The organism is Deinococcus aquaedulcis (assembly GCF_019693445.1).
GTDB classification, from domain to species: domain Bacteria; phylum Deinococcota; class Deinococci; order Deinococcales; family Deinococcaceae; genus Deinococcus; species Deinococcus aquaedulcis.
The window spans coordinates 13,493-35,276 of sequence record NZ_JAHRBL010000009.1 but is presented as its reverse complement, the minus strand read 5'-3'; the positions used below and the strand labels follow the sequence as shown (position 1 = coordinate 35,276).

11 protein-coding genes and 1 riboswitch are annotated in these 21,784 nt (G+C 70.2%); of the genes, 3 read left to right on the top strand and 8 right to left on the bottom strand.

What is annotated here, in order from left to right:
* Positions 1–204: 204 nt before the first annotated feature.
* Positions 205–2,316 (bottom strand): putative bifunctional diguanylate cyclase/phosphodiesterase, encoded by a 2,112-nt coding sequence (locus KMW22_RS11710; protein WP_221090231.1) that lies wholly within the window; start codon positions 2,314–2,316, stop codon positions 205–207.
* Between the two features lie 104 nt (positions 2,317–2,420).
* Here KMW22_RS11710 and KMW22_RS11705 point away from each other — a divergent pair, with 104 nt between their 5' ends.
* The 3 genes from KMW22_RS11705 (at position 2,421) to KMW22_RS11695 (ending at position 4,878) form a co-directional block, all read left to right on the top strand.
* A complete protein-coding gene (locus KMW22_RS11705) occupies positions 2,421–2,654 on the top strand; it encodes a 4Fe-4S dicluster domain-containing protein (RefSeq protein WP_221090230.1) in 234 nt (77 codons plus the stop codon).
* Between the two features lie 113 nt (positions 2,655–2,767).
* Complete coding sequence (locus KMW22_RS11700; protein ID WP_221090229.1) at positions 2,768–3,415, top strand: Crp/Fnr family transcriptional regulator; 648 nt, start codon at positions 2,768–2,770, stop codon at positions 3,413–3,415.
* Between the two features lie 56 nt (positions 3,416–3,471).
* Positions 3,472–4,878: a serine hydrolase gene (locus tag KMW22_RS11695; protein ID WP_221090228.1), complete on the top strand. Its 1,407-nt coding sequence runs from the start codon at positions 3,472–3,474 to the stop codon at positions 4,876–4,878.
* Positions 4,879–4,951: 73 nt separating this feature from the next.
* On the opposite strand, the gene KMW22_RS11690 is transcribed toward KMW22_RS11695, so the two are convergent.
* The 7 genes from KMW22_RS11690 to KMW22_RS11660 form a co-directional block, all read right to left on the bottom strand.
* Complete coding sequence (locus KMW22_RS11690; RefSeq protein WP_221090227.1) at positions 4,952–5,365, bottom strand: DoxX family protein; 414 nt, start codon at positions 5,363–5,365, stop codon at positions 4,952–4,954.
* Entirely contained in the window at positions 5,362–6,414 is a 1,053-nt protein-coding gene (locus tag KMW22_RS11685) for a DNA topoisomerase IB (RefSeq protein ID WP_221090226.1), read from the bottom strand. Before KMW22_RS11685 ends, KMW22_RS11690 begins: the two co-directional genes overlap by 4 nt.
* 13 nt (positions 6,415–6,427) lie before the next feature.
* Entirely contained in the window at positions 6,428–8,713 is a 2,286-nt protein-coding gene (ung, locus tag KMW22_RS11680) for a uracil-DNA glycosylase (RefSeq protein ID WP_328774679.1), read from the bottom strand.
* 116 nt (positions 8,714–8,829) lie between these two features.
* On the bottom strand, positions 8,830–11,487 hold the full coding sequence (locus KMW22_RS11675) for a DUF11 domain-containing protein (protein ID WP_221090225.1): 2,658 nt from the start codon (positions 11,485–11,487) through the stop codon (positions 8,830–8,832).
* Entirely contained in the window at positions 11,487–16,331 is a 4,845-nt protein-coding gene (locus KMW22_RS11670) for a hypothetical protein (RefSeq protein ID WP_221090224.1), read from the bottom strand. The genes KMW22_RS11675 and KMW22_RS11670 overlap by 1 nt, the downstream gene beginning before the upstream one ends.
* A complete protein-coding gene (locus tag KMW22_RS11665; protein ID WP_221090223.1) occupies positions 16,332–19,250 on the bottom strand; it encodes a DUF7933 domain-containing protein in 2,919 nt (972 codons plus the stop codon).
* A gap of 147 nt (positions 19,251–19,397) precedes the next feature.
* The gene (locus KMW22_RS11660) at positions 19,398–21,392 is read right to left on the bottom strand and encodes a DUF11 domain-containing protein (RefSeq protein ID WP_221090222.1); all 1,995 of its coding nucleotides are present in this window, start codon (positions 21,390–21,392) and stop codon (positions 19,398–19,400) included.
* 258 nt (positions 21,393–21,650) lie between these two features.
* Positions 21,651–21,736, bottom strand: a riboswitch (cyclic di-GMP riboswitch).
* Between the last annotated feature and the right edge of the window lie 48 nt (positions 21,737–21,784).

Genomic DNA, 21,784 nt, shown 5'->3' with positions numbered 1-21,784 from the left:
TGCCATAACTCTTGTCATCGCAGGGGCGCGAACAGGTTCTGCGTTCTACAGAGTGCGACGCGACACAGCCGGTGTGTCCTTACCCGGACAGCGGCGCCGCAGCGGGTGAGTGGGCCCAGTGTCCCAGCCGACCTTCCGCTCAGCACCTTCCCGCCTCACTTCAAAGCGGCTCCCACTCTTGAATGGCTGCCCCCAGGACTGCCCTCAGCGGGCCTGGGCCACCACGCTGGCCAGGGCCTCTGGCGGCGCGGGGCGGCCGGTCAGGTACCCCTGCACGGTTTCGCAGCCCAGGTCGCGCAGGGCGGCCAGCTGGGCCTGGGTTTCCACGCCTTCGACCACCACGCGCAGGTTCAGGCCGCGTGCCAGGGCCAGCAGCGCGCCCACCACCCGCCGGTCCAGCGCGGAATCGGCCACGCCCAGAATCAGGGAGCGGTCCAGCTTCAATTCGTCCACTGGCAGGTGCAGCAGCGTGGACACCGAGGACTGCCCGGTGCCGAAATCGTCCAGCGAGAGGTGCACGCCCAGCGCCCGCAGCTGCGAGAGGCGCCGCGCCGCCAGCTGCAGGTCGCGCACCGCCAGCCGCTCGGTGAGTTCCAGCTTGATGGCCGGCCCACCCAGGCCGTGGCGGCGCAGGGTGGCGTAGACCGTGCCCAGAAACTCTTCCTGCGAGACCTCCAGCGGCGAGACATTCACCGCCACCGGCACCTGCAACCCCCAGGCGGCCACCTGCCGGCAGGCCTCGTCCAGCACCCAGGCGCCCAGCGCCGAGATCAGCCCGGAGTCCTCGGCCACCGGAATAAAGCGCGCCGGGGACACGGCGCCCAGTTCGGCGTCGGTCCAGCGCAGCAGGGCCTCGAAGCCCACCGGGGCGCCGCTGCGGGCGTCCACCTGCGGCTGGTAGTGCAGGTGCAGCCCGCCTGCCGCCGGGGCCTCCAGCGCGCGGCGCAGGCGGCCCTCAATGCGCAGCTGGGTGTGGGCGGCGGTGTCCAGGGTGGGCGCAAAAAAGCGCGTGGCGTTCTTGCCTTCCCGCTTGGCCTGGTACATCGCCATGTCGGCCTGCCGCAGCAGATCGTCGGGCACGGCGCTGTCGGGGGGGTGCAGCGCAATGCCCAGCGAACTGCGCACGCTCAGGGGGGTGCCGCCCAGCACCACGGGCGGGGCCAGGGCCGCCTGCAGCCGCCCCGCCACCCGCGCGGCGTCCTGAGGGCTCTCCAGATCGGAGACCACCGCCACGAACTCGTCGCCGCCCAGCCGGGCTACGGTGTCGCTGGGGCGCACGCACGCCTGCAGCCGGGCGGCCACCTCGCGCAGCAGGGCGTCGCCCGCCGCGTGACCCAGGGTGTCGTTCACCCGCTTGAAGCCGTCCAGGTCAATGAACATCACCGCCACGGCGCGGCCCGTGCGCTCGGCGCGGCGCAGCTCCAGGGCCAGACGGTCCAGCAGCCGCGCGCGGTTGGGCAGGCCAGTCAGGGCGTCGTGCTGCGCTTCAAAGGCGAGGCGTTCGGCCAGGGCTTCGAGTTGCGCCTGCGCCTGACGCCGCCCGGAGATGTCGCGGTCCTGGCCCAGCACATGTTCGCGCCCGCCCACCAGCACGGTGCTGCTGGCGGTTTCCACGGGGAACACATGCCCATCTTTGTGGCGGTGCTCACCCTCGCCGTGGACCGGCTGCTGGGCGCGAATCCAGGCCAGCAGTTCTGGGCCACGGCGCGCCATCAGCGGTTCGGGGTGCAGCAGGTCGATGGACTGGCCCAGCAGTTCCTCGCGGGCGTAGCCGTTCATGGCGCAGAACGCCGCGTTGCAGTCCACGATGCGCCAGGGCACCTGGGGGTCGTGCGGGTCCAGCAGCACCAGTCCGTCGGCCGATTGGTCGAACACCACCCGGAACTGCGCCTCGCTTTCCTGGCGGGCCTGCTCGGCCTGCCGCTCGGCGGTCACGTCCATGCCGGTGGCCACCACCAGCGCCACCTCGCCGGCCGGGTCCAGCAGGGCGGTATTCGACCAGAGGATGTAGCGCCGCTCGCCGGACGCCGCCCGCCAGTGGTTCTCGTATCGCCCTGGGAAATCCCCCGCTGTCAGCGCCGCGAAGGCCGCCGTGACCCCGGCCACTTCCTCGGGCGCCAGCACAAAGGGCCACAGCACCTGCCCACGCACCTCCTCGAAAGTCAGGCCTGTCAGGCGCTCGCAGGCCGGGTTGAAGCGCACCACGCGCCCGGCCGGGTCCAGCACCACCACTAGCGTATCGGTGACGCCCAGCACCGCCTCGGCCAGCCCGGCGCCGTTGGGCGAGGGGTCGGGGCCCGCGTCGGCAGGAGGCATACGGGCAGCTTAACGAACCCGGGCTGGGCTCTGCCATTCACCCTGCGGCCCCGCCTTGACCAAAGTCATGGCCGGGGTCGCCCGGGCGCGGCAGGCTGGGGCGCATGAGCTACGTGATCACTTCGCGGTGTGCCGGGGTTCGCGACGGGGCCTGCGTGCAGGTGTGCCCGGTGGCCTGCATTCACGACGCTGGCGAGCAGTTCGTGATCGACCCGGACGAATGCATCCACTGCGGGGCCTGCGCGGTCGCGTGCCCTGTCGGGGCCATCTTCTTCGCCCCAGACCTGCCCGAAGCCCACCGGGACGCCGCCGAGTTCAACCGCGCCTTTTTCCGCTGAGCGTGACGGCCCGTTCCACTCTGGGACGGACCGCGCCCCTCCACGGCGCCCATGCCACCGCCGTTGACCGACACGCGCTTCTTCGCGCCAGCGCCCTGTGCCAGCATGGCCCCGTGCCCGACGCCCTGAGCCTGCTGCGCCGCACCCCGCCGTTTTCGGGGGCGGCCCCGGGCACCCTGGCCGCGCTGGCGGGGCAGGCCGCGCCGCTGACCCTGGCCCGGGGCCAGCCCCTGTTCCGTGTGGGCGACCCCGTGGACACCCTCTTCATCGTGGCCGACGGGAGCGTGCGGGTGTACGTGGTGGGCGCGGGCGGGCGCGAACTGACCCTGCGGCTGGACGGCGCGCACCAGCCGGTAGAACTGGCGGCAGCGCTGGGCGGGCAGGCGCAGACCGCGCACGCACAGGCGCTGACGCCCACCCTCCTGCTGACCCTACCCGCCCTGGCCCTGACGCGTGAGGTCACGCGTGACCCGGCGCTGGCGGCCTCGGCCCTTCGCCACCTTGCCCGGCGCGCGGCCGACAGCCAGCGCCGCCTGGAAGCCCTGGTGCTGAGCGGGGTGGGCGAGCGTCTGTGCACCTATCTGCTGGCCTGCGCCCTGCCCCACCCCCTACCCACCAACAGCGAACTGGCCGCGCTGCTGGGCACCGTGCCGGAGATCGTGAGCCGCAAGCTGGGCGAGCTGTACCGCCTGGGGCTCATCCAGTGGCAGGGGCGCACCGTGACCGCTCTGGACCGGGCGGGGCTGACCGAGCGCACCTGAGACAGGCCGCGCAACCCAGCGCAGCAGACGGGACCTGTCCCCCTATCATGCGGCTCGTGCGCCTGCCTTTTCTTCTGCCTGCGTTGCTGGGGCTGACCCTCTGGGCCCCGGGGCCCGCCGCCGCCCAGAGCGCGCCCCCTCCCCGCATGGGCTGGCACGAGCAGTACCAGCGCCTGGTGTACGACCTGCCCGGCCGCGCGAGCTGGACCATAGACCGCCAGCCCGGCGAGGTCCGGGTGCGGCTGAGTGGCGCGGCGCTGCCCGCCAGCACCTTCACGTTCGAGGTGCCCGGCGACAGCGTGCAGGCCGTGGTGGCCCCCCAGACGGTCACCCTGACCAGTCTGCAGGGCAAGGCGCTGCGCCTGAACGTGACCCTGCTGGCCCCGGCGCCGGGCGCGGCGGGGCGGCGGCTGGTGCTGGACCTGTACCCGGCCGACACGTGGACCGAGTACGAGCCGCCGCTGGCGGGGCCGTGTGCGCTGGGCCAGGGCGGCCAGAGCGTCCCCTACGTGCCCCCGGCCTTTGCCACCGGACAGGTGGGCTTTTACATGGCGCAGCTGGACCCGAAGACGCTGGCGCCGCTGAAGGTGGTCTCGCACCAGCCGGACGCCCTGTTTCCGCTGGCCAGCACCTTCAAGCAGCTGACGCTGTGGGCCGCGCTGCGCGATGTGGACGCCGGGCGCCTGAACCTGAACACCCGCTTGGCGGTCACGACCAGCAACCGCTCTATTGAGTTTTACCGCCCCGGAAACCGCACCCTGCTGGACCTCGCCACCCAGATGGTGGTCAGCAGTGAGAACACGGCTTCAGACATCGTGCAGCTGGCGGTGGGCCCAGAGCGGCTGCAGGCGGCGGCGCGCGGGTTTGGCACCTGCGCCACGCGCGTGCAGGTGACCACCAAAACCATGTGGGCGGCCCAGGCGGGCCTGATCCCCGAGGTCTACGGCCCAGACACCCTGTCCTGGGCCCAGACACTACTGACCCTGCCTGAAGCGGCGCAGGCCGGGGCCGCCGCCCAGGCCGTGCAGGCCAGCCTGCGCCTGAGCCCAGAGCGGGTGCAGAGTGACCTGGAAGCCTATTTTCGCAGCCCGGCCTACAGCCCGCAGCTGGACGTGGCGCTGCAAAACCGCAGCACCCCGCGCGAGTGGGCCTCGCTGGTCGCGCGGCTCCACCTGCGCGGCGGGCTCAGCCCCCAGAGTGCCAACCTGTTTCGCCGTCTGCTGGCCCAGAGTTGCTGCGCACCCAAAGGGGTGACGTACCGGTACTGGGGCAGCAAGGCGGGCAGCGGCTGGCGGCTGGTGACCCTCAGCGGCCTGCTGCAGCTGCCGGGCGGCGAAACCTTCGCCTACGCCTATTTCAACCACGGCTCGGATGTGGTGGACAGCCCGGACATAGAGCGGCAGCTGCCGCAGATCGCCCGCTACGTGTGGAACACGGCGCAGCGGCTGCACGCCACGCGCTGAGGGGCCGTGGGCACTGCTGAGGTCCATGCCACCTCAGCATGAGCCGGCACCAGCCAGCTTCCTGTCTGCCTGGTCAGCGCCCCCCGGCGCGCGGCCTGGGCCATGCCCCGGTGGACCACAGGGCCCACAGCACCAGCAGCGGCTGAAAAAACAGGCGGGTCAGCCGCGCCTGATCTGTGTTGAGCCCAAACGCATCGGTGCGGGTGAGGTACTGCGAGATGTTGCCAGGGAAGATAGCCACGAAAAAGGCGGCCACCACCCACCCCACCGTGACCCGCTGGCGGGGCAGGGCCAGCAGGGCGGCGCCCAGGCCGATTTCCACCACGCCGGAGGCCAGCACCACAAAATCCTTGTCCAGCGGCACCCAGTCCGGCACCTGGGCCTGAAAGTCCTGGCGCAGCGTGGTGAGGTGGCTGACACCCGCGCCGATCAGCGCCAGCCCCAGCAGCGTGCGGGCGAAGGCGCGCGGCCAGCCTCCCTGGGTCACGCGGCCTCTTTCGGCTGGCGGCGTGGACGGGGCACGCGCAGCGTCTTTTCGCTCTCCAGCAGCCGCTTCAGGGCGGCCTCGCTGCGGGTTAGGCCGTCCAGGGCGGCTTCGCCCCGGGCCGCGCGGGGCTCGTAGTCGTCCAGCACCTTGCCGTCCAGGTAACGGTCAAAAATCACGGGGCAGATATAGCTGCTGCGCGTCACGGCGGGCGTGTTGCCCAGGTCGCTGGCCACGTATTTCACGCACTCCACCAGCGTCCTGCGGGCCTGCCGCTCCGTGTCGGCCACCCCGGCTTCGGCCAGGAATTCGGCGGCCAGCAGCGTGCCGCCCCAGGTGCGGAAATCCTTGGCGGTAAAGGGGCCAATGACTTCGCGCAGGTAAGCGTTCAGTTCGCCGGAGCGGATGCGGCGCCGCGTGCCCTCCGCGTCCACCGTCTGAAACAGCCAGGGCCCGGGGAGGTCCAGCAGGCGCGAGATGTTGGCCGCCAGCGTGCGGTCTGTGGTGGCCTTGTGCTGGGTGATGCCGTGCTTGCCCTTGAAATGGAAGGTCACAGTACTGCCCTGCACCTGCACGTGGCGCTGGCGCAGGGTGCTGAGGCCGTAGGTTTTGTGCTTGCGCGCGTAGTCGTCGCTGCCCACCCGGAAGCGGGCCACATGCAGCAGCCGGGTCATCAGGGCGGCCACCTTGCGCGGCGGCAGGCCCTGGGCGCGCAGGTCGGCGCCCGTCACCGTTTTCAGGGTGCCCAGGGCGCCCGCAAAGCGGGTCAGGCGCTGCCACTTTTTCAGCGCGCCCGCCTGCACGAAGTCCGGGTGGTAGCGGTATTGCAGTCGCCCGGCCGCGTCGCGGCCAAATGCCTGCAACTCCGCGTCGGGATAGGGCGAGACGAATACGCCCTCGTAGGCCGGTGGCACCGCCAGCTTGGCGATCCGGGCGATGCCGTCCTCGTCCTCGTAGGGGGTGCCATCGGGCCAGAAGTAGCGGAAGGCCTTGGGGTCGTTGCCCTCGCGGCGCAGGTATTCCTCCTGCAGCAGATCGGTGCGGCTGCTCATCGGCGCTCCGGGGTCATTCCTCGGCCTTCTGGGGCAGTTGCCAGTCAATGGTGCCGCGCCCGGCGTCTTCCAGGGCCGCGTTCACCTGCGAAAAGGGCCGCGAACCGAAGAATTTGGCCTCACTGAGGGGGCTGGGGTGGGCGGACTCGATGACCACGTGCTGCGGGCCTGTGATCAGCTTCTTTTTCTTGCGGGCGTAGGCGCCCCACAGCACGAACACCACCCGTTCCTCCTTGGCGTTCACGGCCCGAATCACGGCGTCCGTGAAGTGCTCCCAGCCCTTGTTCGCGTGGCTGTTGGCCTGCCCCTCGCGCACGGTCAGGACGGCGTTCAGCAGCAGAATGCCCTGGTCGGCCCAGTGCTTCAGGTAGCCGTGGCGGGGCGGGGTGAAGCCAGGGATGTCCTCTTTCAGTTCCTTGTAGATGTTGCGCAGGCTGGGCGGAATCGTCACGCCGGGGCGCACCGAGAAACTCAGGCCGTGCGCCTGCCCGGGGCGGTGGTAGGGGTCCTGGCCCAGGATCAGCACCTTCACGTCTTCCAGCGGCGTAAAGCGCAGGGCGTTGAAGACATCGGGGGCAGGGGGAAAAATATGGTGCTCGCGGCGCTCGTGCACCAGAAAGTCTTTCAGCTCATGAAAGTATGGCGCGGCAAATTCGCCCCCCAGCGCCTGCTGCCAGGATTCGGGGAGCCCCGCCGGCAGGATGGCTTTGGGAGTGTCGGGCGTGGGCTTCAGGCCAAACAGGTCAGGTTGGTCGGACATGGGGTGGCTCCTTTGCTGCGCAGTCTGCCGCGTTTTGCTGGCGCGTTTTTCGGGCAGGCCCTGCGCTTTTCTTTCGGCTCGGACCACCGCCTTTTTGCGGCTGCCGTGGCGGTCGTAAATCCGCCGCGCCTCCACCTCAAAGGCGGGCGAGGTGCGCGCGGCGTAAATCCGCGCCCGCGCGCGGCGTCCGGCTGCGTGCTCATCCACGATGGGCGGCGGGTAGGCCAGGCGCGTGGCCCCGGTCCACTCCCAGGGCGCGTGCAGGAAATCGCCGGGCACGTCGGCCAGTTCCGGCACCCAGCGGCGGATGAATTCGCCCTGCGGGTCCTGCTCGCGCGCCTGCCGGGTGGGCGAGTAAATGCGCACGCGGTTAATCCCCACGGTGCTGCCCTGCATCTGCATCTGCGACCAGTGGATGCCGGGCTCGTTGTCCAGCCACTGCCGGGCCAGGAACAGCCCGGGGCGGCGCCAGTGCAGCCACAGGTGCTGCGTGGCGAACGACACCAGCATGGCCCGCATGCGAAAGTTCAGCCAGCCGGTGGCGCGCAGCAGCCGCATGCAGGCGTCCACCAGCGGAAAGCCGGTCTGGCCCGCACACCAGCGCTCAAAATGCTCCTCGTTCCAGTCGTTCTCCCGCAGGCCGTCCAGCGCGCGGTTGAGGTTGCGAAACTCCATGTCCGGCTCGGATTCCAGCCGCTGCATGAAATGGCAGTGCCAGTGCAGCCGCGATTCATAGGACCGCAGCGAGCGCACCCAGCGTGGGTCGGCCCCGGGGTCGCCCTTCACGTCGGCCAGCCGCTGCCGGGTGGCCTGCAGCACCTCGCGCAGCGAAATCGTGCCGTAGGCCAGCGGCGCACTGAGGCGCGAGCAGCTGGTCTCGGCGCTCAGGGGGCTGCTCATCTCGCGCATGTAGTTCACGCCGCGCACCGTCAGAAAGGACTGCAGGTTCTCGTGGGCATACGCCTGCCCGGCCGGGGGAATGGCCTTGGCGCTGGGGGGCACCCCCAGGTCGGCGTGGTCGCGCAGGCTGCCGGGCTCGGCGTCGGTGCCGCGCAGGGCCGGGGGCACGGGCACCTGCGGCGCACCCAGGCGCTCTTCCCAGGTGGCGGCCCAGCCGTCGCGGTTTTTCAGGCGCCGCACCACCCCGTTTTGCGGCAGTTCGTGCAGGGGCAGCCCCCGGGCCCGCGCCCAGGCGCGCACGCGGCGGTCACGGGCAAAGCTCACGCCGTTGCCAGTTTCCTCGTGGGCCCACACCGCCCCCACGCCGTGAGCCTCGCGCAGTTCGTCCAGCACCGCCACCGCCTCGCCCACCCGCACCACCAGCGGCGTGCCCAGCGCGCGCAGGCGCAGGTCCAGTTCGGCCAGGCAGCCGTTCAGGTACTGCAGGTGGTGGCCGTCAAATTCCTCGTGGTGCACCTGTTCCGGCTCGTAGATGTACACGGGCAGCACCGGGCCGCGCGCCGCCGCTTCAAACAGGGGGGCGTGGTCGCGCACGCGCAGGTCTTTTTTGAACCACACCAGTTGCACCGGCCCAAACACAGCCGCCAGTGTGGCCCAGCCTCTCCGGGCAGACGGTGGGCGTTCGCCCGGACTTCAGAAGAGATAAATCCGGGCCGCCCAAGGTGCAGGCGGCCCGGATCTGTGAGGGGCTGGGGTTACTGAATGGTGGCCCGGAAGCAGAAGGTCACGGTCTGGGCGGGGGCCAGCACGAAGCTGCCGCCGTTCACACTGACCTTGCCGCCACTGAGCAGGCCCGGGTCGCCGTCGGCGGCGGCCGTGTAGAACACGGTGCCGGCGGGGCTGCTGACGCGGATGTCCTGCCCGGCGCCGTAGGCCCCCACGCGGAAGGCGGTGTTGGCGGGCACGCTGTCGGAAAAGAGGATGTTGGTGGCGCTCAGGTTACCGTCGTTACGGGTGGCGATGCAGTATTCCAGTACGTCGCCGGGGTTGCCGCTGGAGGTGGTGCCCACAGGGCCGCCCCGGGTGATGTTCTGCACGGTCTTGCTCACACTCAGCTTCACCTGATAGACGGGTGTGACCACTTCGTTGGAGGGCACACCGCCCTGGGGACCCTCGGTGTAGCGCACCACGGCCACGTTGCGCACCTCGGCCGGGTTCAGGGTGAAGGGCTTGTTAACGGTGACGCGGAAGGTCACCACCACTTCGTTGTCCAGCGTGTTCGGGGTGGAATCAATCTTCAGCACCTGGGTGGTGCAGGCCGCCCCACTCTGGCTGCAGATGCCCACAGGCTGGGCGAAGGGGTAGGCCGCGCCGCCCAGGTTGGTGGCGGCCCCGCCCGTGACCGTGGTGGTAAAGCCGTTCACCCGGGCGCTCCCCGCCACGTAGGTGGTGCCGGCCGGCAGGGCGTCACTGAAGGTCACGCCGCCCGCCGGGAGGGTGCCGCTGTTGCGCACCGTGATGGTGTACTCCAGGGTGTCGCCGGGCTGCACCTTGTCGCCGCTGCTGCCCGCGACCTTGCGCACGCTCTTGACCACGTTCAGGCTGGGCGCGTACGAGGGGAAGAAGCAGCTGGCGAGGTCGGTGGAGCCGGGCGCGCTGGTGCCCACACTGGTGTAGGTCACGTTCACGAGGTCAATCTTGACCAGTCGGCCCTGGTTGTCGCGGGCATAGATGCCGCTGGGGCTGGCGGCAATGCCGTTGAACTGCGAGCCCTCGGACGGGTTGCTCAGGCGGCCCAGGTACTCGGCGGTCACGCTGGCGCCGGGGGTAATCAGCCACAGGTCAATGCTGCCCGAGCCAGTGGCGGCGCTCACCATGTACAGCTTGCCGGTGTTGTCGGCAAAGAAGTCGCCGTTGTCGAGGAAGCTGGGCGCGCCGCTGCTGGTGGAGGTGACCTTGCCCAGCAGGGTGACTGCGTAGGCGCCGCTGGTCTCGAAGCGCCAGAAGTTCGCGCCCGAGTCCATGGCGTAGCCAATGCCCGTGCTGGTCACGGCCATGCGCACCAAGCGCCCGGAAATCCCGCTGAACACGCCGCCGCTGAACCACGTCTTGGTCACGGTGTCGTACACGCGCAGGCGGCCGTCGTCCGTGGCCGTGAAGAAGCGCTTGGCATCGGCCGAGATGGCCAGCGTGGCCGAGGTGCCGCCGCCCGGCAGGGTGGCGATCAGGGTACCCACCGTGTTGGTGGTCACGTCCAGCAGCCGGATTTCGGTGCCGTCGGTGCTGCTGCCCGGGGCGGCCAGGGCGTACACCTGCTGGCAGGTGGGCTGCGCCGTGGGCGGTGTCACCGTGGTGGTGGACACCGCGCACTGCCCGCCCGTGGCCGTGCAGCTGCTGGGATCGGGGGTGGGGTCGGGGTCGCCGCCGCCGCCCACACTGGCCTTGTTGGTGATGGAGCCGGACAGGGTCCCCGCCAGGGTCACTGGGAAGGGCAGGCTGACGCTGGCGCCGGCCGCCAGGACACTACTGCTGGTGCAGGTCACGTTCTGGCCGCTGGTCGTGCAGGTCCAGCCGCTGGCCGGGGTAAAGGAGGCGGGCGTGCTCACGCCCGTGGGCAGCAGGTCGCGCACGGTGACTGTGCCGCTGGTGGGGGCGTTGCCGGTGTTCTGCACGTTCAAGGTGTAGCTGGCGCCACTCTGGCCGGCCACCCAGGGCCCGTTGTTGCTCTTGGTGATGGTCAGGCTGGGCTTGGCGGGCACCGGGCAGGTCAGCTTCAGGTCGTCCAGCTTCAGCACGTTGGTGTCGGCACTGGTGCCGTCTTTCAGGGTGTAGATCTGCAGCGTGACCTGGGTACCGGGGCTGGTAAAGGTGGGCACCGTCTGCAGCGTGTAGGCGGTGGTCACCAGGGCGCCGTCGGTCTGCTGCAGCACCGCGCCGCCGCTGTCGCGGAACACGTAGCGCAGCTGGGTGGCGGTGTTGGAGTGGCTGCGCACCCAGTTCTCGTAGCTGAGGCTGGCGCCAGCAGGCACGTTGATGCGCTGCTCGTACAGCAGGCCCGGGGTGGTCAGGGTACCGCCGTTCTTGCCCTCAAAGTTGGCGATGTTCATGTACAGCGCAAAGCCGCTGCCCGAACGGTTGATGTCGTCCCACAGGGTATAGGTGCCGTCCGTGTTCGTGACGGTGGCGGCGTCGTCGTTGTCGTCGCTATCCCCGTCGTTGATGTAGCGGTGGTTTTTCACCTCGGCCAGGGCGGCGCGGGTGTTAAAGCTCTGCACGAAGGGCGCGCTGGCGGTGCAGGTGCCCGGGGTGGGGGTGGTCGTGGTCGCCGTGACCTGGGCCAGGGCGGCGCTGCTGCCCAGCAGGCCCAGGGCCAGGACGCCCCGCAGGGCGCGAGTCCAGGTGTGCAGGGGCATCAGCGGCCCTCCTCGGTGGTGGGCGCGACCTCGGCCGGGGCGGCGAGGTTCACGCCATTGGGCTGGTTGTCGTCCAGCATCAGGTCCAGGCGCAGGTACAGGCCCTGGCGGGTGTAGATATTCGTGCCAATGCCGCTGAAGCCCACGGGGTTGTAGCCCAGCGTGACCCAGGTGCCCGGCAAGGCGCGGTAACTGGCTTCCAGGCCCACGCTGCTCAGGGTGGAGTTGGTGGCGGGCTGGAACAGGGCGCGTCCTGCCAGACCCAGACCCAGGCGGTCAGTGACGTAGTAGGTGCCGCTCAGCGAGGCCTGGTAGGTGGCGCTGCCGGGCTGGGCCAGCAGGCTGCGTCCGGCCAGCCCGCCGCGCAGGGCGTACTGGGGCGTGTGGTACTCGGCGTTCACCTCCCCGATCAGTTCGGGGGTGCCGCCGGCCAGCGCGCCGTCCTTGTAGCGCACGTACGCCAGGCCCTGCCAGGGCCCCGCGCGCAGCGCCGCCGAGGCCGCGTAGTGGCGGCCCGCGCCTGCGCCGAAGACCTGATGGGCGTCGGCGGCCAGGGTCAGCTGGTCGTTCACGCTGTAGCTGGCGCCGGCCTTCAGGCCCACGCTGAACTTGCCGGCGGTGTTGGCGGCGTCGGCGGCCAGCGTACCGCTCAGGCGCTCGGTCTTGTAGCGCAGGGCCACGCCCGCGTTCCAGCCGCCCTCGTTCTGGGTGTCGCCGTCCAGATCCAGGATATAGCTGCCGTTCAGACCGACGGTGGTGGTGTCATTCAGGGGCAGCTGGGTGTCCACGCCAAAGCGGGCGCGGTTGCCCCAGCCGTCGGCGCCGGGCAGGTCGTAGTTCACGGCCACGTTGGTCATGCCCATCTTGGCCTGCAGGCCCAGGCTGGCGCGGTGGCCGTCTTCCCAGTTGATCTCGTCGCGCGCCGTTAGGGTGAGGTTCTCGCCCAGGGGCACACTGGCCTTGAGGGTGCTGGTGGGGTCCAAGTTGCCACTGAACGGCTGCACGTGCTCGGCGGTCACGCTCAGGGCGCCCTGGGTGTAACCGGCGCTCAGAATGCCCGCCACGCCCTGCTCGGCGCCCAGGCCCACGCGCACGCCCGCGCCCAGCGTAAAGGGCGAGAAGGAGTACAGCCCGCGCAGGTCGGCGTGGCCGGTCGTGGTCTCGGGTGCGCCCCCGGTGCCCGGGGTGCGGGTGTAGGCGGCGCGGGCGTTCACCGCGAAGCGGTCTGTGACCTCGTAGGTGGCGTCGGCGCTCACGCCCAGGCCGGGCGCGGCGGCGTTCAGGCCCCGGTAGCTGCTGTCCTGGTAGTGCGCCGAGGCATTCACGCTGAAGCGCTCGCCGGTCAGGCTGGCGCTGCCGTTCACCAGCACGCCCCCGCCCGCGTAGGCGGCCAGCAGATCGGCGCGGGCCGTGTCGGTGGCGTAGCGGGCCCGCACGCCGATGCTGGTTACGCCGTCCAGGTTCACGGCGGCGGCGCCAATGCGGGCGTTCTCGCCCACGCGGGCGCCCACCTGCACGCCCCAGGCCAGCTTGCGTGCCCCCAGCGGGTCATTCAGGCGGTAGCTGAGGCGCACGCGCAGTTCGCGGCCCTCTGCGTCGACCAAGTCCAGCGGGCGCTGGAAGTACAGCACGCCCGACGCCGCGTCCAGGGTGTAGTCCTGCAGGCGCACCAGGGGCCGCACAAGTTCCTCGGCGCCGGTGAGCGGGTTAATGCTGACGAGTTCCACGCTCTCGCTGTCGCGCTGCAAGTTGCCCTGGCCCAGCGGCAGGGTGCGCAGGCCGTTGGGGGCGATGGTCCGGCGCACGAGGTCGCCCGGCAGCGCCGCCACGAAGCCCGACACCTGCGGATTGCTGCGGGTAAAGCCGCTGAGGGTGGTGGCGTTGATCCCGACGCTGAACACGTCCACCGGCACCGGGGCCTGGCGGTAGCTCACGCTGAAAGCGGGGTGCTCGTAGCGGGCGGCCACCGGGTCAATGCCCTGGAGGGGCATGGTTTCGGTGCTGCTGTCGCCGTAGTTGGGGTAGCGCTCCAGGGTGCTGGTGGTGGGCAGGGCGTGGGCGGTGTCCTGGCGCACGGTGGTCTGCCCGGCGGCGGTGCGGTCGGCCACCACGGCGCCGTTGGCGGCCACGTACAGCTTGCCCTCGCCAATCGGGGTTTCCAGATACGCGGCGCCGCGCGCTTCGCCAGCCGCCACGCCGCCGCTGCCCAGCAGCACGCCAGCACTGACCATGCCAATACCCACGCGGGTGGTGCTGGGCAGCGCTTCAAAGGCCTTGGTGATCACCCGGTCGCCCAAGCGCACGCTCACGTCGAAGCGGCCGGGCACGCTCTGGGGTTCCAGTTCCAGCACGCCCTCGCCGTCCACCAGTTTCACCTGATAACTGGCCACGCTGGGCTGGGCGTCGCCCTGGGCCGGTTCCAGGCTGGTCTGCACCGTCACGTTGCTGCTGGCGGTGGTCAGGCCCGAGGCGTCCAGCAGGCGAATCCCAATGCGCAGCGGGGTCACGCCGTCGGCCACCAGTTGCTCGGCCTTCAGTTCGGCGTTCACCGGGGTGCCGGCCAGGAACACGCGCACCGTCTGGTCCCCGAAAGTGATGGTGTTTTCGCCGGTGCGCAGCCCTATGCCGTAGAACTCCTGGCGCTGGGTACCGCGCTCGGCGTCCACGCTCTTGCGGCCCAGGGTGGCGGGGTCCACCGGCACGCCGTTCACCAGCGGCAGGGCCGTGCTGTCGGCGGGGCTTTCCAGCGCCACGGTAATGCGGTCACGCTCGCGGAACACCGTGCCGTCCAGCGGCAGTTTCAGGGCGCCGTCGTTTTCGGTGGCGGCGGCCTGGGTGTCCACGGCGGGGCGCAGGCCCCCCAGGTCGTCGAGGTTGCCCTCGCCCACCAGCACCGTCAGGCCGCCTGCCGACTTGCCCACCAGGGTGGGGCTGGCCAGCGCGGGCAGGGCGCCCTCGTGGGTAACCGTGTAGGTCAGCACGCCGCGCGGGGCGCCGGGGGTGGTCCAGTAGAACTTGCCGCTGGGGCCCACCTGCGGGTCGGCCAGGGGGCGGCCACTCAGCTGGCTGCTGCCGGGCACGTAGGTGCTGCCCGCCGGGGGCTGGTGCGCCACGATGACTTGATTGGCGCCCCGGGTGCTGGGCACGTCGAAGGGAATGCGCACCGTGCTCTGGCGGGTCTGGGTGACCACCGGGGTGGGGGCCGGGGCAGGCGGGGTCTGCACCCGCAGCACGCCGCCCACCACCTGCTGGCTCTCGCAGCTGCTGCTCAGGGTGGCTTTCAGCTGGCCTTCGCTGCCGCCGTCCCCCTTCACGCGGGCGCGGTAGGTCAGGACCTTTTCCTCACCGGGGGCCAGTTCGCCGCTGAAGGTGGTGGGGTCCAGGGCCTCCAGGGCAGCGCCGGGGTCGTCGTTCAGGGTGTAGGGGGCGCTCACCCCGGAGGTGTTTTTCAGGCTCAGCGTCACCGTCACCGTTTCACCGGCCAGGGTGGGGCTCAGCTCGGCGCGGCGCAACTCAATCTGCGTGGCGGTGGGCAGCACGCGCACGCCCAGGGTCTGGGTCTGGTTCCACGGAGCCAGGGTGGCGCGGGCCTCGCCGCCGCCCGCCGCTTCGGCCTTGGCCTCAAAGGTCAGGACGCCGGGGTTGGCCGCGTCCACGCGGGCGGTGGCGGTGGTCTCCCCGTTGGCGGTAAAGCCGGCCGGCAGCGCCACGCGCAGAGTGGCGGGCAGCGGCTGGCGCTCGAAGGCGGTCTGGGCACGGGCGGTGAAGGTCACCACGTCGCCCACACACACTTCGGGCTTGTCGGCGGTGAAGCTCAGGTCCACGCTGGGCCTCACCTGCACGGCCACACGCGCCGTCTGGCCCTTGACCACGGTGGCGCTGGGGGCGTTGACCGTCACCTCGGCGCCGGTGATCGGCTCGGCGCTCACCGGGTATTCCTTGGCGGGCAGGGTGAAGGGGCCAGCGGCGCCGTTCACGTTGTAGGTCTGCTCGCCCACAGTCACGGTGGCCTGGGTGGGCAGCGTTTCGTCCGGCAGCACCAGTTCGGCCTGAATCTCCAGGCGGCCCGTGGTGTCGGCCGTGACGATCTTGATGGGGCCGGTGCTCAGCTCAAAGCCCACCGAGTTCGACCACTGGTAGGTCTTCTGGGGCTGGCGCAGGTACAGGGTGTAGTTACCGGCGCCCTCGGGCACGGCCACATCGGTCCACTGCAGTTCGCCGCTGATCTTGACCGGGTAGGCGTTGCCCTGGGCGTCGCGCAGCTCGCCCTGCAGCTCGCTCTCGCCGTCACCGTCGTACAGGCGGATGCCCATGGGGCCGCCGGGGTTGTACACGTTCAGCGCCGGCACCCAGTCGTTGGAGCGAATGGTGACGTTCAGGTGATCGGCTTCCACCGCCGCGCTCACCGAGGTCAGGCGGAAGGCGAAGGTGTTCTTGCCGTTGCCCTGGGTGCGCACCTTCAGGGTGTAGGTGCCGGCGGGCAGGTCGCTGTTCAGGAAGGTCTGCCAGTCCTGGGCACCCACGCCGAAGTCCTGCTGCTTGACGACCTCGCCGGCGGCGTTCACCAGCGTGAAGGTGGAGCTGACCGGGGCCTTGGGCTTGCCCGTGTCGTAGTTCTCGTCGCCGTACTGGTCGGGGGTGCGATAGTCGGCGGGGTCGAACTGGGCGCCGTAGACGTCCAGCTGCACGCGGGAGCTGAGCCCCACAATCAGGCGCAGGTCCTGGTCGCCCACGGTCCACATGAGCTTGTTGCCCACCGAGGTCAGGGGAAGAGAGGTGGCGATTTCCTGCGCTGCGGCCGAGCCGAGGAGGGCCGCCGTCAGGGTGGTGATGGCGCGTTTCACTCAGTACCTCCAGCTCGCCGTCGGGTCGGTGACGGCGCCCTTGGGGTCGCCGGTCCAGCGGAAGCGGTAGGTCACCGCTCGCTCGCCACCCGGCAGGATGTCGTAGGTCAGGACGTTCTGGCCGTCAATCAGCTCGGCGCCGGCCGGCAGCGGATCGTCAATGCGCACGGCGTTCAGGTCGGCGCTGCTGCTCAGGATCAGCTGCACGCGGTACTCGCCGGCCATCTCGCCCGCAAACACCTGCTTGCGGATGGTCAGGGTCTGCGGGGTCTGCAGGGGCAGACCGGCCGCCACGCGCAGGGTGGTGTCGCGGATCACGGCAATCTCGCCGTAGTCGGGGGCCAGCGGGAAGTCCACGCTGGTGAGGCCACGCACGTACACCAGGCGGCTGCCGGGGCGCCCCGCATCCTGGGGCACGCTGAGGTTCTGGGCCCACACCGAGTTGGGGTCCAGACGCAGGGCGTGGGTGCCCTCCACGAGGTTGCGGAAGTGGTAGCGGCCCTGGGCGTCGGTCAGCGCGATGCGGCCACCGGCCAGAATCACCCGGGCGTTCTGGTAGGGAATGTCGGTGCCCCGGTCGTAGATGCCGTTGCGGTTGGTATCCAGGAACACGTAGCCCACCACGTCGGCGGTGTTGCGCCCGAAGATCAGCGGATCAATGCGGTTCACGGCGCTGCTGACCGGCGTCTGGGTCTGGCCGTTGTTGCTGATGGCCGTGGCGATGGCGCTGTTGCGGATCTGGGTGCCGGCCTCCGGCGTCACTTCGGCGTCGAAGGTGATCACGGCGCTGGCGCCCGGGGCCAGCCCCGGAATTTCCCAGACGTAGGTGCGCCCCGAGACGGTCGGCACAATCGGCGTGCCGTTCAGGCGGCTGCTGCCCTCGATGTACACCAGGCCCGCCGGCAGGGTGTCCTGCACGCGGATGGTCTGCAGGGCGGCCGTGGTGCTGCGGTTGGTCACCGTGAAGGTGTAGGTGATGGTCTGGCCGTAGGCGACCTGCTCGGGGCTGCTGGTCTTGACCATCGTGAGGTTGGCCTGGTTGAACACGCCGTTTTGTACGGGGTTCGATTCCGTGGGCGTGGGCACCTCGTTGCTGACCACGGTGAAGGTGTTCACGGCCAGGGCGCCGTCGGGGGTGCTCTGGGGCACGCGGGTGCGCAGGTTCAGGGTCACGGCCTCGCCGGGGTTCAGGCGGGCAAAGCGCCACACTACTGTCTCGCCTTCCAGCACCCCGCCCTGGTCGGCGCTGATGAACTCCAGCGCGTCGGTGCGGATCAGGTTGCCGCCCGCATCCAGAATGCGCAGGTTACGCAGGTTGTCGCGGATCACCACGCCCGTCAGGGCGAAGTTCTGGGCGTTGGTAAAGCTCAGGGTGTAGGTGATCTCCTGGCCCGGGGCCACGAGGCCGCTGCCCGCGCTGCCGGTCTTGACCGGGCTCAGCAGGTTCTGGGCCACGCTCAGCACCACGTCAATGGTCAGGTTGTCGGGGGCACCCCGGCTGCTCTGGGCGCGCAGCTCAATGCGCAGGTCTTCCAGCGCGGAGCTGACATTGCCGCCCCGGATCAGGTAGCAGGCGTTGAAGTCCTTGGTGGCCTGCGGGGCCAGGTCCGGCACCCGGAAGGGCTCGGTGATGGGCGTGCCGTCGCGCTCGGTGAAGCGGATGGTGGCCTGCCCGCGCACGGCGCGCCCGGTGATGGTGATGGTGTCGGGGCGGTCACCCAGGTTCTGCACGGTGTGCGGGAAGCAGACCTCCTGACCGATCAGGGCGTTCTGCTTGGTCTGCTTGTCGTCCTCGCTGAGCTCGCCGCCCGGCAGCGCCTGCGGGTTGCCAATGGGCCCCAGGGCGATGGCGGGGGTGTAGCGCACAGTGATGTCGGCCGGGGCGTCCACGGCAATGTCACCGCTGCGCAGCAGGCCCACGTTGCGCCGGGTGCCCGTGGCCTCGGGCGCGCGTAGGCGGAAGGTCAGGGTCAGCGTCTCGCCGGGCCCCAGGCTCTCGGTACGCACGCGGATGGCGGCCACGGGGCTGGTCTCCGTGCCCGTCCAGGTGGTGCCGTCGGCGCTGTATTCCAGCACCCCGCTGCCCAGCACGCGCGCGCTGCCGCTGATAAACACGAAGTCGCGCATCTCGGGCGTGTTCAGGAAGTCGGTGACCGTGACCGGGCGCGAGGCCCCGGCGCCGGTGTTGCGGGCGACCAGGGTCACTTCGGTGATCTCGCCGGGGCGCACTTCGGGCACAGTGCCCACCGCCTGGGGCTTCAGGCTCTGGGTAAAGATGGGGCTCACCGGGCTGAAGGTCTTGGTCAGCGTCAGCTCGGGCGGCTCGCTCACGCGAATGCGGCCCACGTTGTCGTCATCGGTCTCGCCGGGGCGCCCCGAGGTATTCGTGGCGCAGCTGGCAATCAGGTTGACGAAGGCGTCGCCCCGGTTGCTGGCGGCCGTGGTGGCCGGCACGAACAGGGTGGTGCTGGCGTCGGCCGCCAGGGTCACGCTCTGCACGGCCGCGTCGCTGTCGTCCAGCTGGCCGTTACCGTTGGTGTCGGCGCGGATGCCCAGGCCGCCGGGCGTGAACTGCGAAGCGCCCTCCACGGCCGTGCGCAGGCCCACCGTGTTGACGGCGTTGCCCGCGTTGGTCAGGGTGTAGCGCAGGGTTGCGCTCTCGCCGGGCAGCACGGTGAAGCTCTGGCCCGGCTGGGCCACGGTGCCGCTGGGCACCACGCTCACGGCGCAGATCGGCTGCACCACAGTCGTGACGGGCGGGGTCGGAATCGAGGTGGGCGGGCCGCCTTCCGGGGTGAATTCCAGGACGGCCTGGTTTTCAATCACCGTTCCGGCGGGTGTGCCTGCGGCGTGGGCCGGGCTGAGCAGAGCCAGCGCCAGCGCCGCGAGCGTCTTGAGCACCGAAGGGTTGTTGCGCACGTTGCCTCCCAGAGCAAAAAGGGTGGGGAAAGAAAACAGTCTCGTGTTGGGGGTCACAGGGGGAGCGGAAAAAGAAAGCGGTCGGGGCTCCCCCAGGGGGAGGGGGGCGCGCTCCGGTCTGCACCAGAACGCGCCCGCACGTCAGGCTTACTTCACTTCGACAACGAAGGTGCCGGTGATGGTCTGGCCGGGGGCCAGGATGTCGCCGGTGTCAATGGTGCCGTTGTTGTTGGTATCCACGCCCGCGTAGACGGTCACGCCGTCGTTCTGGGGCGCCGCGATGGGGGCCGCGCTCCAGCTTGCACCGTCGGTGGAGTACAGCACCGTGCCGGCGGCCGTGCTGGTGGCGCTGAAGCTTACGTACCGGGTGTTGGCCGGCAGCGTGTCGCGGATGAACGCCTTGGTCACGTTGGCATTGGAGGTGTTCTTGCCGATGATCGTGTAGGTCAGTTTCTCGCCGGGCTTGGCTTCGGCCTTGTCCACGCTCTTGGTGGGGGCGCCCACCGGGGTCTTGCCCACCACGACGGTGTCGTTGGTGTCGGGCACCGACACGCCGGTCGTGGGCGAGGTGGCGCGCTGGGTCAGGGTGATGGTCTGCGCAGCAGCGGCGCAGGGCACGTCCACCACGGCCACCAGCTTCAGTTCGGCGCCGGGGGCCAGCGGGCCGGTGTCGGCCACGCCGTTGCCGTTGGTGTCGGTCAGGGCGGTGTCGCCCGCGTCGAACACCTTGTTGCCGTTGTTGTCGCGGAAGTACACGACGTTCACGGTCACGGTGCTGCCGTCCACCAGCTTGATGGGCGCGGTGCCGCTCACATCAAAGGTGTCGGTGGCGCTGCCCAGGTTGGCAATCTCCATGCCGATGGAGGTGCGGGTGGGCGCCGTGGTGCTGGTGCAGGTGCTGGGCGGAATCACAGGCGAACCAGGGTTGCCGGGCTGGCCGGTTTCGGGGGTGCCGGGGGTGCCCGGGTTGCCGCCCGGGGTGGGCGTGGGGTTGCCGAACGACAGACCCGGCAGGTTCACGATGTCGCGGGTGGCGTCGCTCTTGCTGGGGTCGTTGCTGGAGGTGGTGATCACCGTCACCGTGGGGGCGTTCACTGGGTTGGTGGGCGCGCCGCCAGCCGGGAAGGTCACGCGCACCAGCAGGTCGGCGGTGGCGCCGGGGGCCACGGTGCCCACATCGGGGGTGCCGTCGCTGTCGGTGTCGGTCAGCGGGGTGCCGTCGGGCTTCAGCAGCGTCACGGTCGTGCCGGCCGGGAAGCCCGCGAGGCTGGTGGTGATGTCCAGCACGTCGGGGCGGTTACCGGTGTTCTGCACGGTGTTCGTGAAGGTGATGGTCGTGGTGGTGGCAATCGCCTGCGCGGTCTGGGTGTCGCTGGCGCTGGGGGTAATGGTGATGCCCTCGGGGCTGGTGTAGGGCGGGGTCACGGGGTTGCCGTTGCCGTCCGGGTCGCTCTTGGGCCCAATCAGCGCCGAGTCATTGCGGGCCACGGTGGTGACGTTGGAGTTGTTGGCGTCACGGGGCACGCTGGGGTCGTTGTTGAAGGCCGGGTTGTCGCGGCGGTTGCCGGTGGGGTCGGCGCCGTAGCGGTCGGTGTTGGCGGCGGCCGTGGGCACCGTGTACACCTGGAAGAATTTCACGCTCTGGTCAATGGCCACGCCCGTAATGGAGGTAATGGCGGTGGCCGCCGCAATTTCGGCGTCGCTCAGGGTGTTGTCGTTGTTGGTGTCGGCGCTGGCGGCGTAGAAGCGGATGTTGTCCGGGGTCTTCACGGCCCCGGCGGGGTCGGGGGTGTTCGTCAGGTCGTAGGCTTCGCCCGGCACGTTGCCGGTGTTGGTCAGCGTGTAGGCGAAGCTCACGGTGTCGCCGGGCTTGGCCGTGGCGGTCTGGCCGGGGCGGGTGTAGTCGGGGGTGGTGCGGTCGGCGCTGCCGTCGTTGGGGGTAATCGTGAAGCTGGGCACCGGCAGCACCGTGGTGGTCACCGGGTTGGAGGGAATGGGGGGGTTGGGGGTCGTGCCGCCTTCAGGGGTGAACACGATCTCGGCCGTGTTGGTGATCACGGTGCCCGCCGGGGTGCCGGCAGCGGAGGCGGTGCCGGCGGCCAGCGCGGCCAGCAAGGTGCAGATGGTCCAGGATCTCTTCATGTCGTTTCCTCCGGGGAGCAGGGGGCGAAGCTTCTTAAATGACGGTCACGCGCGCGGGCCTTCTGCGCGTTTGGTCCGGGCGGGAGGCCGGGTTCTGGGGTCGCGCTGCGGTGCGGGCCACCGCGCGCCGCCACGCCAAACCACAACGGCCACGACCCCCGCATGAAGCGGCGACCGTGGCTGGGTGAAGCGCGGGCAGCATGAGCATCAGAACACACCTCCGAGAACAAAGAGTTGACCGACAGCCTGCGGAACAATTCCGCCTTCTGTCGGTCGCGCCACTTGCTCCTCACCTGACATAAGCGCCCGTCTGCGCCAGGTGATTCATCGCTTCAGAAATAAGGTTGTGCGGTCAGCGGGCGAAGGCCGCCGGGGTCTCTCCGGACAGGCAC